The 13011-nt window shown below is 44.5% G+C and carries 12 protein-coding genes and 1 other annotated feature; of the genes, 4 read left to right on the top strand and 8 right to left on the bottom strand.

Translation table 11 applies throughout. From position 1 onward, the window contains the following. Positions 1–12: 12 nt before the first annotated feature. Complete coding sequence (locus OC538_RS06165) at positions 13–405, bottom strand: hypothetical protein (protein ID WP_251693978.1); 393 nt, start codon at positions 403–405, stop codon at positions 13–15. Between the two features lie 144 nt (positions 406–549). Here OC538_RS06165 and OC538_RS06170 point away from each other — a divergent pair, with 144 nt between their 5' ends. The 3 genes from OC538_RS06170 to OC538_RS06180 all read left to right on the top strand — a co-directional run bounded on the left by OC538_RS06170 (position 550) and on the right by OC538_RS06180 (position 2535). Next, a complete protein-coding gene (locus OC538_RS06170) occupies positions 550–1245 on the top strand; it encodes a lytic transglycosylase domain-containing protein (protein WP_262173697.1) in 696 nt (231 codons plus the stop codon). A 94-nt stretch (positions 1246–1339) separates the two neighbouring features. After that, positions 1340–1732 carry a globin gene (locus OC538_RS06175; protein ID WP_251693976.1) on the top strand — a complete coding sequence of 131 codons (393 nt, stop codon included), beginning with the start codon at positions 1340–1342 and terminating at the stop codon, positions 1730–1732. Next, entirely contained in the window at positions 1729–2535 is an 807-nt protein-coding gene (locus tag OC538_RS06180; protein ID WP_251693975.1) for a DsbA family protein, read from the top strand. Before OC538_RS06175 ends, OC538_RS06180 begins: the two co-directional genes overlap by 4 nt. 915 nt (positions 2536–3450) lie before the next feature. On the opposite strand, the gene pepF is transcribed toward OC538_RS06180, so the two are convergent. The 5 genes from pepF to OC538_RS06205 all read right to left on the bottom strand — a co-directional run bounded on the left by pepF (position 3451) and on the right by OC538_RS06205 (position 9726). After that, positions 3451–5265 carry an oligoendopeptidase F gene (gene pepF / locus OC538_RS06185; protein ID WP_262173699.1) on the bottom strand — a complete coding sequence of 605 codons (1815 nt, stop codon included), beginning with the start codon at positions 5263–5265 and terminating at the stop codon, positions 3451–3453. 51 nt (positions 5266–5316) lie between these two features. Further along, a complete protein-coding gene (locus tag OC538_RS06190; protein WP_262173701.1) occupies positions 5317–6471 on the bottom strand; it encodes a competence protein CoiA in 1155 nt (384 codons plus the stop codon). A 249-nt stretch (positions 6472–6720) separates the two neighbouring features. Continuing rightward, positions 6721–7377, bottom strand: coding sequence for an adaptor protein MecA (gene mecA / locus OC538_RS06195; RefSeq protein ID WP_262173702.1), 657 nt, complete (start codon positions 7375–7377; stop codon positions 6721–6723). A 355-nt stretch (positions 7378–7732) separates the two neighbouring features. Next, positions 7733–8131 carry a transcriptional regulator SpxA gene (gene spxA, locus OC538_RS06200; RefSeq protein WP_060206922.1) on the bottom strand — a complete coding sequence of 133 codons (399 nt, stop codon included), beginning with the start codon at positions 8129–8131 and terminating at the stop codon, positions 7733–7735. A 398-nt stretch (positions 8132–8529) separates the two neighbouring features. After that, complete coding sequence (locus tag OC538_RS06205; protein ID WP_410055864.1) at positions 8530–9726, bottom strand: putative glycoside hydrolase; 1197 nt, start codon at positions 9724–9726, stop codon at positions 8530–8532. A 216-nt stretch (positions 9727–9942) separates the two neighbouring features. After that, positions 9943–10175 (top strand) — a binding site (T-box leader). Positions 10176–10443: 268 nt separating this feature from the next. Here OC538_RS06205 and trpS point away from each other — a divergent pair. Further along, positions 10444–11430 carry a tryptophan--tRNA ligase gene (gene trpS / locus OC538_RS06210; RefSeq protein ID WP_251693970.1) on the top strand — a complete coding sequence of 329 codons (987 nt, stop codon included), beginning with the start codon at positions 10444–10446 and terminating at the stop codon, positions 11428–11430. Here the strand turns inward: trpS and OC538_RS06215 are convergent. Together OC538_RS06215 and fabF are read right to left on the bottom strand one after the other, a co-directional pair. Further along, positions 11387–11635 carry a hypothetical protein gene (locus OC538_RS06215; RefSeq protein ID WP_262173706.1) on the bottom strand — a complete coding sequence of 83 codons (249 nt, stop codon included), beginning with the start codon at positions 11633–11635 and terminating at the stop codon, positions 11387–11389. The genes trpS and OC538_RS06215 overlap by 44 nt on opposite strands. 61 nt (positions 11636–11696) lie before the next feature. After that, a complete protein-coding gene (gene fabF / locus OC538_RS06220) occupies positions 11697–12932 on the bottom strand; it encodes a beta-ketoacyl-ACP synthase II (RefSeq protein WP_262173708.1) in 1236 nt (411 codons plus the stop codon). Between the last annotated feature and the right edge of the window lie 79 nt (positions 12933–13011).

Consider the following 13011-nt stretch of genomic DNA (forward strand, 5'->3'; position numbering starts at 1 on the left):
TAGCCCTCCAAACTATTGATTGATGTTTTGGAGGAAGGCCTCGAATTCCTGCTCCACCGCAGTCGTGAATGCCTCTCCATAATTGTCGTTCCCTTCGATATTATAGACGAGCATCGTCAGCTCCTCTATAAAGCCCGGCAACGGTATTTTTACATCGTTCCACGCAAGGCACGGGTCGTTGCCGGCTTTAAGCGCCTGCGCCATATACGGCCAAGTATCTTTCGGGAAATGTATGTATGTATATCCTTCATCTTCGTCCAGTAAATAGACAAATGCATGTTCCTCGGAATCGGTTATCATTTTCTTTGCTGGAGTTCCAGTTGGCAGTTCAGCATTCCCATCCAATAAAAACAAGATATCATTGCCGTTCTCTTGCCCTTTTATCACTCGGTTTTGAATTCGCATAGGTCTTCTTCCTTTCAATGATCTTACGTTCAGTCTACCATATGAGAGCCGCTGGCGCAGTCTGTAGCATGCGTTTTTATCCCGAACTTGCTATACTTGATTCAGCAGCAACTTTAGATAGTCCTAAAGAAAGGGAGTAGCAAAATGGATGCACGCGCAATTCGTACAATAATGGATATTCAGGCGATGCAGACACTAGGTTCGGTGCAAACTTTCGCGAACGGGCAGGAGTCATCTTCCTCCTTATTCAGCATGATGATAAATGATGTTTTAACTGGCATGACGAGCGGCGCTCCACGACCGGAGACGCTTCCTTTTCAATCTTTCGGCATGTTAGGTGGAATTCAGTCGATGAACAGCCTCCAGTACACAGGTCCGAACAACGTTTATCTGCCCGCAGGCCTCCAATCAGCTGTTTTCGCTTCCCGGCCGACGGGTAGTGAAAGTTCAGTTGCGAATAATGACTATGGTGATTTCATTCAGCGAGCCGCGGACACATACCGCTTGCCCGTGAACCTGATTTCGTCCGTCATCAAACAGGAATCTAACTTCAACAGCACAGCAGTCAGCGGCGCGGGTGCGATGGGCTTGATGCAACTTATGCCAGGCACTGCCAAACTGCTCGGTGTAAAGGATGGGTTCGATCCGGAGCAAAATATAATGGGTGGGGCCAAGTACTTACGACAAATGCTTGATCAGTTCGGCAATGTCGAGATGGCATTAGCCGCATATAATGCAGGTCCCGGAAACGTCAGAAAATATGGCGGGATACCGCCTTTTAAGGAAACTGAACAATATGTTTCCAAAGTGCTAAACTTCTATAATCGCATTGAAATCTGACAACATTTCACTATGCTAGAAGGCATTATGTTTGTGAAAGAATTGTTTCGTTGTTAAAATGTCCATACAGTCAGAACAAAGGAGATTGGCATACATGACACGAAAACCTTTGATCCCTTATGAGGAAATCGGTGCTGAAAAATTATCGGAACTCATCGATCGTTTTTATGAAAAAGTGGCTGTCCACCCGGACTTATATCCGATTTTCCCTGAAGATCTGACGGAAACAGCACGCAAGCAGAAACAATTTCAAACACAATATTTAGGCGGACCGAATTTATTCACGGAAGAGCACGGACATCCGATGATGAAAGCGCGTCATATGCCTTTTCCGATAACTCCTGCACGTGCAACAGCATGGCTCGCTTGTATGGCGGAAGCTATGGACGATGTAGGCTTGGAAGGACCTTTGCGGGAAGTGTATTATCATAGGCTCGCCATGACCGCGAACCATATGGTGAATCGAAGCGAGGGGGATGAGCGGTGAACAGGGAAACTCTGTTGGAAAGCGGTCCCACTTCTTCAGCCTCCTTGTCAAAGCCCATCGAAATTTACGTCTTCGTAGATCCCTTATGCATGAATAGCTGGGCGCTCCAGCCATTGCTAAGGAGATTACAAGTTGAATACGAACGTTATTTCACACTGAAGATCGTTCTGCGCACTTCTTTGACGAAGACAAACTCATGCTGCTTCGTCAATATGGACGATGCGAAGGCGTGCACTAAAAACCATCCGGCGTTTCCGAGCATCGCTTTAAAAGCAGCGGAGTTCCAAGGAAAGCGTGCAGCTTTCCGATTCCTGTCTAAGCTGTTCGAATACACATATTTGAAAAAGAGGAACGTTCTCTCCTTTTCAGTACTTGTTGAAATAGCGGAAAACCTCGGATTGGATGTCGATGAATTCATTCTCGATTTCTCATCGAATCACGTTCTGCGTTCCTTGCAGGTCGATTTGCATTTGGCGAATGAAATGGAAGTGGAAGACGCACCTTCCTTCGTTTTCTTCAATGAAAATATTGAAGACGAAGGGTTGAAGGTGAACGGGCTGCATTCCTATGATATATACGAGCAGATTTTGGAAGAAATGGTCGGGTACGAAATCACACCAGGTGCCCCGCCGACTTTGGATGAGTTGTTCCAGCGTTTCGATTCAATTTCCACGAATGAAATCGCTGAAATTTACAACATCCCGGAAAAAGCAGCCGAGCGCGAATTGAAAAAGCAGCTCCTTCTCCAAAAGATTGAAAGGCTGCCACTTACCAATATGACATTATGGCGTAAGCGCCGTTGAATTTAAAAAGCAGATTGCATGGATTACCGTGCAATCTGCTTATTTATTTTTTATTAGACAAACAAAAGATACTAAAAGCCGGATTTCCGCTTCAGGCGGACGCTTTCCGAGGGGCGGGCGGTGGTGAGCCGCTTCCTTCGCTACGCTACGTCCAGGGTCTCACCTGTCCCGCTAATCCCCTAGGAGTCGCCGCCTTCCGCTCCAATCTTGGTGAGACGATTTATAATTAATAATTTGTATATAAAATGAACTTATAATTTGATACTACATATTATTTATGATTATTTAGGGATCTTTTTTTGCTTTACTAGCTATTTGAGTAGCTGCAGTTGCTTGGAGTGAAAGCGCGAGACTCCTGCGAACGCCGTTACAAAGAACGGCGTTTGCGAGTAAAAGCGCAGCGTTGCAAGTAGGAGTAGGATGCCTTAATTTCTGCAAAGAACGCAGAAATTAAGGCAAATCGAACCCTTTGCTGTCCGATTGGCTAAGGCAACGCCCGCGGAAAGCGAGTGCTGGAACGGAAACTAACTGCCCATATTTATATACAAGAAAAGAGCATCCACTCTTGGGGGAGAGGGATGCTCTTTTACAAAGGGAATGGGAGAAATGTTCACGTTCAAACAAAAGGGGTGTATGTTTGGTATGTGATTTATTTCACATCTATAACTTATCATAAAATAATAGTAACATCAACATTTCACATGAAGTTTCACATGTCTGTCACAAATTAATCGCGAAATAAACCCTATACCTAAAGACTTCCAACCTCTTACTATAAAGATTCTGCATTCAAAAATTCGAATGTAAGCGCTTTACACATTACTATATTAATATAACCCAAAACATCCCCAAAAACATCCAAACAGAAAAAACCTGACATAAGCGCTATAAACGCTTAGTCAGGTCGTTTTTCACTTATCCAAGCAATTCTTCCAGCTCAGCCAACCTTTCCGCAAATACCTTGCACGCCTCTTCGATCGGCTGCGTGCTCGTCATATCGACGCCTGCCTTTCTCAAAACTTCGATCGGATAATCGGATGATCCTGCTTTCAGGAATTGATTGATGTAACGGTCGACAGCTGGCTGCCCTTCCGACAAAATCTGATGGCTGAGCGCAACCGCGGCACTGAAGCCTGTTGCATATTGATACACATAATAATTGTAATAGAAGTGTGGGATGCGCGCCCATTCAAGAGCGATTTCCTTATCTTCTTCCACTGCTTCACCGAAATATTTCTTGTTCAACGCAGCATATTCTTCTGACAATTTGTCTGCTGTCAAAGCGACGCCTTGCTGATCAAGCTGATGGATCAGATGCTCGAACTCAGCAAACATCGTTTGGCGGAAGACCGTACCACGGAAGCCTTCAAGCCAATGGTTCAGTAAATAAATTCGTTTCTGCTTATCGTCGATCGTTTTCAATAAATAATCGTTCAGAATCGCTTCGTTCACCGTAGATGCGACTTCAGCGACAAAAATGGAATAGCCGCTGTAGTTGACCGGCTGATTCTTCCTCGAATAGTAGCTGTGAACACTATGGCCGAACTCATGAGCCAATGTGAACATATTGTTGACGTTATCTTGCCAATTCATGAGGATGTATGGGTTTGTGCCATAGGACCCCGATGAGTAAGCTCCTGAACGCTTCCCTTTATTTTCACGTACATCCACCCAACGGTTTTCAAGTCCTTCCTTGACGATTGAAGTATATTCTTCGCCTAGCGGATGGAAGCTCTCGAGCATCGTTGCCGTTGCTTCCTCATACGGAATCTTCATTTCCACGTCTTTTACCATCGGTGCAAACATGTCCCACATATGGAGTTCATTCAGGCCAAGGACTTTTTTGCGCAACGCGACGTAGCGATGATGCAATCCGAGATTTTTATTGATTGTATTAACGAGGTTATCATACACCTGCTCCGGAATGTGATTGTTCGACAAAGCCGCTTCCCGCGCAGATGTGTACTTTCGAATGCGTGCATTGACGTTATTCCGTTTAACATTTCCGCTCAACGTGGAAGCGAAAGTGTTTTTAAACTCGCCATATTTGCCGTACATCGCTTTGAATGCGTCTTCACGTACGCGTGCATCCTTGCTTTCAAGGAAACGGATATACCGCCCATGTGACAATTCAGCCTCTTCTCCATCTTCATCTTTCACCATCGGGAACGTCAAATCGGCATTATTCAACATGCTGAATGTTTCCGACGAGCTGCCCGTCACTTCACCCATCTGCGCTAGGATTGCTTCCTGTTCAGCAGGAAGGATATGCGCGCGATAAGCGTTCATTTCTTCGAACTCATGCTTATACAGTTTCAAGTTTTCGTTGTTTTCTACGAGACTGTTCAATTCCTCTTCAGGGATGGATAGCAACTCAGGCGTGAGGTATGAAAGCGCTGTCGAAATTTTGACGTACAATGTTTTTGCACGGCTCTCCATTGCTTGATAGAAACTGTTCGTCGTATCCTGATCGCCTTTCAAATGGGCATACGTATACAGTTTCCCCATTCTCTGATAGATTGTATCCCGATAGGAAAGCGCCTCGAATAATGCTTCTGCGCCTTGATTCAACGTCCCTTTAAATGTTTCCGCTTTTCCTGAGAGCTCTTCAATTTCCTTGAACTCCTGCTCCCACGCTTCGTCGGTCGGGAAAATATCCTCTAGACGCCACGTTTCTTCCACTTTCACTTGATCGCGCGTCAATACTTTGTTTTTCGTTTCAGTCGTCATTCAAAATCCTCCCCATCATCTTTCTTCGTATAACGAATCATTTTCATTCTCTCAATTTCGTTCCTCATTTGCAAGGAATCTTTCTGAAATAATCCGCAAGACCACATTTTCAATCAAATCTGTTTTTTGAGTTATCGAGTCAATGCCATAACAGCTTATGAAATCGATGTAATACTTGCATGCCATCGTTTTCCCTTTATAATCCCCGCTAAAACTTCGGACGAAGCGTTCAATCGAATAAGGCGCTACATCCGAATGTGGTATTTCATTCCGTTTCAGGAAGTGCACAAGCCGGAACTGCCATTCAACGTCCGGTTCACGAAATGCGGAATTCCTCTGAACGGGCACACCGATCCATGGCGGCAGTTGTGTCGGAAGCATTTTCATTTCATAGCAGCTTCTTAAGAATGGGTCTTTAATGCCCTTTCTATTCAATACTATCCGGTTCTGCAACTCTTTCTGGCGAAGCGTTTCATATAGATTACCATATTGACTTACCTCATTCTCGGTGGGTGCTTTCGGGCGCGCGAAAGGGAAAACTTGAAATGGTAAAGGAAGGATTCGGTGCAAACCGATATACCGTTGTCCGGCTACATGCAGCAGACTGCTGAAATAGTGGAAAGTCTGATTGTGGGGATTAAATGTGAGGAGAACGTGATTATCAGGGAATGTGCGTTCTATGAACCACTCTTGGAACTTTGAGAATTGAAATAAGCCAACACCTTCAGGAAGGGTTGTGAATTTTGCCGGGGTATGCAAAATCCAGATAGGGTCCATGCCGGCTTTACGATATCCTTCCGTCCGTTCTTCCAGTAGAGAGATGGGGATGGTGCTGCATTGAAACTCGATCGGGTAGCTCTTTTTGCCAGTTTTGACGAGCAGATCAGGTCGCTGTGAAACCCTGTTTAGTGTTGGTTCCAATTCGACTTCCCGTTGGTCATTTACTAGAAATTGATACAATAGCCGCTTGCCGTTCAAGTGTTGCTGGGACTCCCCTTCGGAAAACGATGCGCTGCAAGCTGTGTCTCTCTTATGCGCAAAATGTGGGATGACGATGTCGCCGACTTTCAACTGGACTTGGCCTTTGCACTGCGGGCAATAAAAACTGCGGGTCTGCCGCCACCTTCGCAGTTCATGCCGTTCCAGTTCGGCGGATAATATAATCATTTTTCCTTCATCTGAACAAGCTGTTAAAATAGCCCTCACTCCTTTCAATTGTATTGTAAGGAATAGGACTAGTTATTTCAAATATTATGAATCTAACGGTTTTCGAGTACTTTGCGCGGTTTATGCGTGATTATTGGGGTTTATGCGTGAATAAATTCATTTATGAGGTTTTCTGGCGAGTTATGCGTTTTTAGAGGGGTTTATGCGTGAGTTTTCGATTTTATGCGTGATTGATTGATAATAAAAAAACTGTTCCCCATTTTCTATCGGGGAACAGTGTGTATGTTATTAGTTGCCGAAGTATTTTTTCACAGTTGCCAATACGTCAGATTCCATAATGACTTTGCCGTATTCTTCTAGACGGTGGATCGTCACTTGGGATAAAGAGCCATATTCTGAAATGAGGCTGCAGAAATCGGATTTATCGTCATCATCCATTTTCGATTCATCATAAATCACGTATAGATAGAATTTATTTTCAAATGAATAGAGAGATGATTCAACTGCGTATGGGGGAATGATGTTTGACAGTGGAATGAGGTTTTCGAACTCTTCAAAGACGAACATATCGGACGTCCATACAACAGGCTCATCATTCAATTCATTCATAAGTTGTTCGGAATCGGCAAACAAGCTGGGATCTGGTTCGAAGGTCTTTCGGGAATCATCCATGCTTAACTGGGCATCTGATTCGTCATTGTCCGAAAGTTGCGCCCGCGTCACGGTTACTTCAATTCCGTTATTCATCGCATGGACTTGAATCCATAATGGACCTTCCACTTCGAATTCGGTCTCATCGTTGATTTCGTCCATCATCTCCCAGAAGAGCTCTTCACTTTTGTCACGATTGTACCAAACCTCTTCCCGTGTAAAACCCCGTTCCTCAATGTCGATATACGATAAGTAAAACTTTACTGTATTATCATTGATTCGCTCTATTTCCATCCCTTTTCTCTCCCTTCCTTACAAACAGGCTTGTGCCCATTTCTTTATTTTCGCAATAAACCTGCAATGCTTATACTTATCATATGACCATCCCGGAGGTTTTGAAAGGGTTATCCTCAGGTGGACGGATAATAATCAATTACGCCTCGTCGTAATTGCGTACAGATTTCAAATTAGTATCTCCTTTAAAATCTGTCACATCCGCTGTGAGGCAGAACATAACTCAGTTGGTTTTTGCTGAATTATGTTACTAGCATTGTAGAGAACATTTGCATGATTAGCAAGGGAAAATTAAAAAGCTGATAGGATTGGCGTAATGCCTGTCAACTCCCTATCAGCTTTACTATGTCTACTATTAGTTTACCATGCGCCGCGCTTCAAGAAGCTGATAGGCCCTTACTTTCCGAGGTAGGAAGCGTCTGATTTCATCTTCATTATACCCTACCTGAAGCCTTTTTTCATCTAGGATGATCGGTCTTCTTAATAGGCCCGGATGTTCTTGAATCAATTCATATAAACGTTGCAGTGGAAGGCTTTCCACATCTACATTCAGTTTTTGGAAGATTTTGGAGCGAGTCGAGATGATTTCATCTGTTCCATCTTCTGTCATACGTAAAATCTGTTTGATTTCATCGATATTCAACGGTTCAGAGAAAATATTACGTTCAGAATATGGAATTTCATGCTCTTCTAACCATGCCTTCGCTTTTCTACATGATGTGCAACTTGGTGAGGTAAATAATGTAACTCCCATTCGCTGACACTTCCTTTCAGTCGGCTAACTATCTTATATTTAGAAAAATTAAATTAGAATTATTTTAAAGTAATAAGCTTAACTCCTATTATACACATATTCATTCTCAATGAATACACTTTTTCACAAAAAAGTGGAACAGATGGTTTACTTGTCACAATTCCGCAATATTATAGGGTTTACAGCTCCTTCAACTATGTACTTTAACACTTCTTTACTGTTATACCCGATGGAAGAAAAGTTTAAACATCAATGATTGAAATAATTCTTTTCTCATTTAGATTTCCTCGAATGAAAAATATCATTCCACAACTAGTAGTACGACATAGAAGCCTGAAAAGTTCCAATATACATCAAAAAAACTCCGGAAACCTTTACCTCAGGCTCCCGGAATAAGATTAAGGCGTGTAGTCTACGCCCTCTGTATATTTATTCTTCGCATTCCATAAAAGGAACTCATCAATGCCATTTTCTTTCAATGCTTTGATTTGCGCTTCGACCTCTTCTTTCCCATAGCGAAGATAATTCCCACTCCCTAGCCAAGGTGCACTGAAATCCTGCAGCCAAGGACGGGAAACCGGTGGATTATCAAGCGCACCCAGCTTGGCATTCTCCACCTTCGCATATTCCGCTACAAGACGATAAGGTTCAAGGTCGGGCTTCGCAATGCCGAAATAAGATGTCCAATGGCTTGGATAAATCATCGAGGAAATGACATCTACATTCTCGGAAATCTTCGAGAAGTTCTGCCCGATGCCAGGCGCTTCGGGCAACGTTGCCGCATAGCCGAATATATCGACCGAAACGTCCACGTCATAAGGTTTCAACTGCTCTCGTGCATATGCCACGAAATCCGTTACCGCCTCAACCCTGCGCTGAACAGGGTCTAGTTCAGACTCTTTATAGTCATCCATCGAGTATTTCAACGTTTCATGCCGTTTTTCGAATCCTTCCGGAAAACGGACATAATCGAACTGGATTTCCTTGAAACCCATCTTCGCCGCTTCAATTGCGATGTCGACGTTATGATCCCATACTTCCTTCATGAACGGATTGACGAAGGATTCGCCCCTGCCGTTTTTCCACACTTTATCACCATCCATGAATGACAGTTCGGGGCGCTGCTCTGCGAGAACGCTATCTTTGAACACGACAATTCTTGCGATTGGATAGACCTTCCGCTCCTCAAGCGTCTCTAGCATCTTCCGCGGATCTTTTATGTATGGTTTCCCAATGCCCATGTTGAATAACGGCGAATCCTCTTGCGGCTTATATGTTAAATAACCGAAGTCTTCTTTAATGTCGATGACCATCGCATTCAAGTCCGTAGAATCAATCAACTTCAGTAATCTCTCGAACGCAGAGCCCCCTGCCGAATGCCCCGTCACGTAAACACCCCGCACTGCGTCAGGATAGTCAAATACGAGTCCCGAATCATGTGTGTATAATTTTGAACTGGCAACAATCCCCTCGTCTATTTCTTCAAAACCATATGTACGTTCAGCAAATTTTATAGCGGTCTTTGTCTCACCCGCTTGAACCGACAGTGGCATAGCCAATGCACTCGCAAGCATTAACGAGCTGACCCATTTCATTTTTTTCATCTGACACATCCTCTCTCTTTCACTCATTCTATCAAAGCAAAAAAAATATGAATAGGTAAAGTCATCTATTCCCTTGATTTCCTGTCGAAAAACCTGTTTTTTTGTCGAATCATCCTTTAGTAGCTAGGAATCGCATATAGTAAAGAACCGATTAGATTTTTTATTTGCTTTATTCTTCAAGTCGTATTATACTTTTGACAACTATTACGAAAAGCGAAGACGGAAAGAGTATTCTTGTCGCGGCATTGAAGAGAGCCTGTGGTTGGTGCGAACAGGCATGGCGGACGAGAGGAATTGGGTTCCCGAGCTTGACTGGCGAAAAAGATGTTCATTCATTATCCAGTAGCCAATCACGTCTCCCCGCGTTAAGGGTTTTGAGTGGCCTGCTTGCAGGCTGATTCGGGTGGTACCACGGTTGATTCACATCAGTCGTCCCTTTTTTAGGGATGGCTGATGTTTTTTTATTCTTTTTTTTTATTATTGATTTTAGGTACTTCTGTTTATTGAAGCGAAAGGCGGCGACTCCTGCGAACGCCGTCACGAAGAACGGCGTTTGCGAGCAAAAGCCAAGCGTTGCGAGCAGGAAGGGGCTGCCTTAATTTCTGCAAAGAACGCAGAAATACGGCAAATCGAACCCTTCGCTGTTCGATTGGAAAGCGTCCGCCTGAAGCGAAGATTAACAGTATTTATTCAGAGGAGGAATTTTACATGAAAACAATTTTTTCGGGCGTTCAGCCCACAGGGACAGTAACATTAGGGAACTACATCGGGGCATTTAAGCAATTTACGGAGCTGCAACACGAATACGACTGCCGATTCTGCATCGTCGACCAGCACGCAATCACCGTACAGCAAGACCCGGATGAACTTGCGAAGACGATTCGTTCACTCGCTGCCATCTATATCGCCAGCGGCATTGATCCAGAGAAGTCGCTCCTGTTCATTCAATCGGAAGTGCCAGCGCATGCCCAGGCTGGATGGATGATGCAATGCATCTCCTATATCGGCGAGCTAGAGAGGATGACTCAGTTCAAAGATAAATCTGACGGGAAAGAAGGAGTATCTGCCGGCCTTCTCACGTACCCGCCTTTGATGGCTGCGGATATTCTCATCTACAATACCGACATCGTTCCAGTCGGAGACGATCAAAAACAGCATGTCGAATTGACAAGGGATCTCGCCGAACGCTTCAATAGACGTTATGGTGAAGTGCTTACCATCCCGGAAGTGCGCATACCGAAAAATGGCGCGCGCATCAAATCATTGCAAGACCCATTGAAGAAAATGAGCAAGTCGGATCCGAATAAAAAAGGAACGATTTCGCTATTGGATACACCGAAGGAAATCGAAAAGAAAATCAAAAGTGCGGTGACGGATTCGGATGGTATCGTGAAATTCGACGTAGAAAACAAGCCGGGTGTTTCAAACCTATTGACAATTGAATCGGCATTAAGCGGCATCTCGATTGCCGACCTTGAATCGAAATACGAAGGGCTTGGCTATGGCGCATTCAAAACGGGTGTTGCCGAGGCTGTCATCGGACATCTTACACCTATCCAGGAACGCTATGAGGAGCTTCTCAATTCCTCTGAGCTTGATGTCCATCTTGATCGCGGAGCCGATAAAGCGAATGCGATTGCGTCCGCCACACTTAAAAAAATGGAGTATGCGATGGGGCTCGGAAGAAGACGGTAATCGCAAGAAGTATGACTGCCATTACAAAAAGCGTGAAGTCAGCCGTTTGGATAATGAACAGCAGGATCTGCTTCCAGCTATAGCCGAGCGATAGATAATTGAAATAGAAGATCATATGTGTAGTCGTAATGACTATGAGTCCGTAACTGATGAGGAAGAAGAAGATACGTGTCATATATACATCGCCCTTTTGCTTTTCTTCCATTGTATGAATGAAAGCTCCCCATTTAGAAGAATCCTAAATGGGGAGCTTTTCATCTATTCGTTCATATTTTCTTGAATACGAGTGAAGCGTTATGTCCTCCGAAGCCGAGGGAATTGCTCATCGCATACTGGATGTCCGCTTTCCTAGCTTGGTTTACGACATAGTCGAGGTCGCATTCAGGGTCTTCATTCACGTAATTCATTGTAGGTGGAAGAATCCCTTCCTGCAATGCCTTCACCGTGAAGATTGCTTCCAATCCTCCGGCAGCGCCGAGCAGGTGTCCCGTCATCGATTTCGTCGAACTCATAGCTAGCTTATACGCATGTTCGCCGAAGACCGTTTTCGCTGCAAGCGTTTCGAACAGGTCGTTATACGGCGTGCTAGTTCCGTGTGCATTGATGTAATCGATTTTGTCCGGGCTGATTTCCGCTTCATCGATTGCTTGACGCATTGCGCGTGCTCCGCCTTCACCTTCAGGAGCTGGAGCAGTAATATGATGGGCATCTCCTGTTGAACCGTACCCGACGATTTCCGCATATATTTTCGCTCCGCGTTTCACTGCATGCTCGTATTCCTCTAGAATGAGGATGCCCGCGCCTTCACCGATGACAAAGCCATCCCTTTCCTTATCAAATGGACGGGAAGCTGTTGCCGGATCAGGATTCAATGACAATGCTGTATTTGCACAGAAACCGGCTACGGCCATCGTCGTGATCGGAGCTTCTGCACCACCCGTGATCATGACGTCCGCATCTCCGCGTTTAATGACTTCGAATGCGTCACCGATTGAATTTGTTCCGGATGCACAAGCAGTCACTGTGCATGAGTTGATGCCTTTCGCGCCCAGATGGATTGACACTTGGCCTGAAGCCATGTCAGGAATCATCATTGGAACGAAGAACGGGCTGACCCGTCGGTATCCTTTTTCTTGGAACGTCTTGAATTGCTGCTCATGTGTTTCCATGCCACCAATGCCTGAACCGATCCAAACACCCGTACGTAATCCAGTCTCTTCATCCAATTCAAGATTCGCGTCTTTCATTGCCATGATGGATGCTGCGAGCGCATAGTGCGTAAAGCGGTCCATCTTCCGCGCATCTTTCCGCGGGATATATTCTTCGATGTCGAAATCTTTCACTTCCGCAGCGACTTTCACCGGAAATTGATCACTGTCCAGTCTTGTGAGTGGGCCGATCCCGGACTTTCCGTTCAATACCGCTTCCCATGATTCTTCTGCGGAATTTCCTACTGGAGAAACTGCTCCAACCCCTGTAATGACTACACGACGTCTTTCCATTATTGAAAACTCCCCTTCATTTTTACAAATTTAATTACTTATAACGCTTCGTTCAAAAGTGTATCTCTAATTTACTTTA

This window comes from Saccharococcus sp. Marseille-Q5394 (genome assembly GCF_946901335.1).
In the GTDB taxonomy this organism is placed as follows: Bacteria; Bacillota; Bacilli; order Bacillales_A; family Planococcaceae; genus Sporosarcina; species Sporosarcina luteola_C.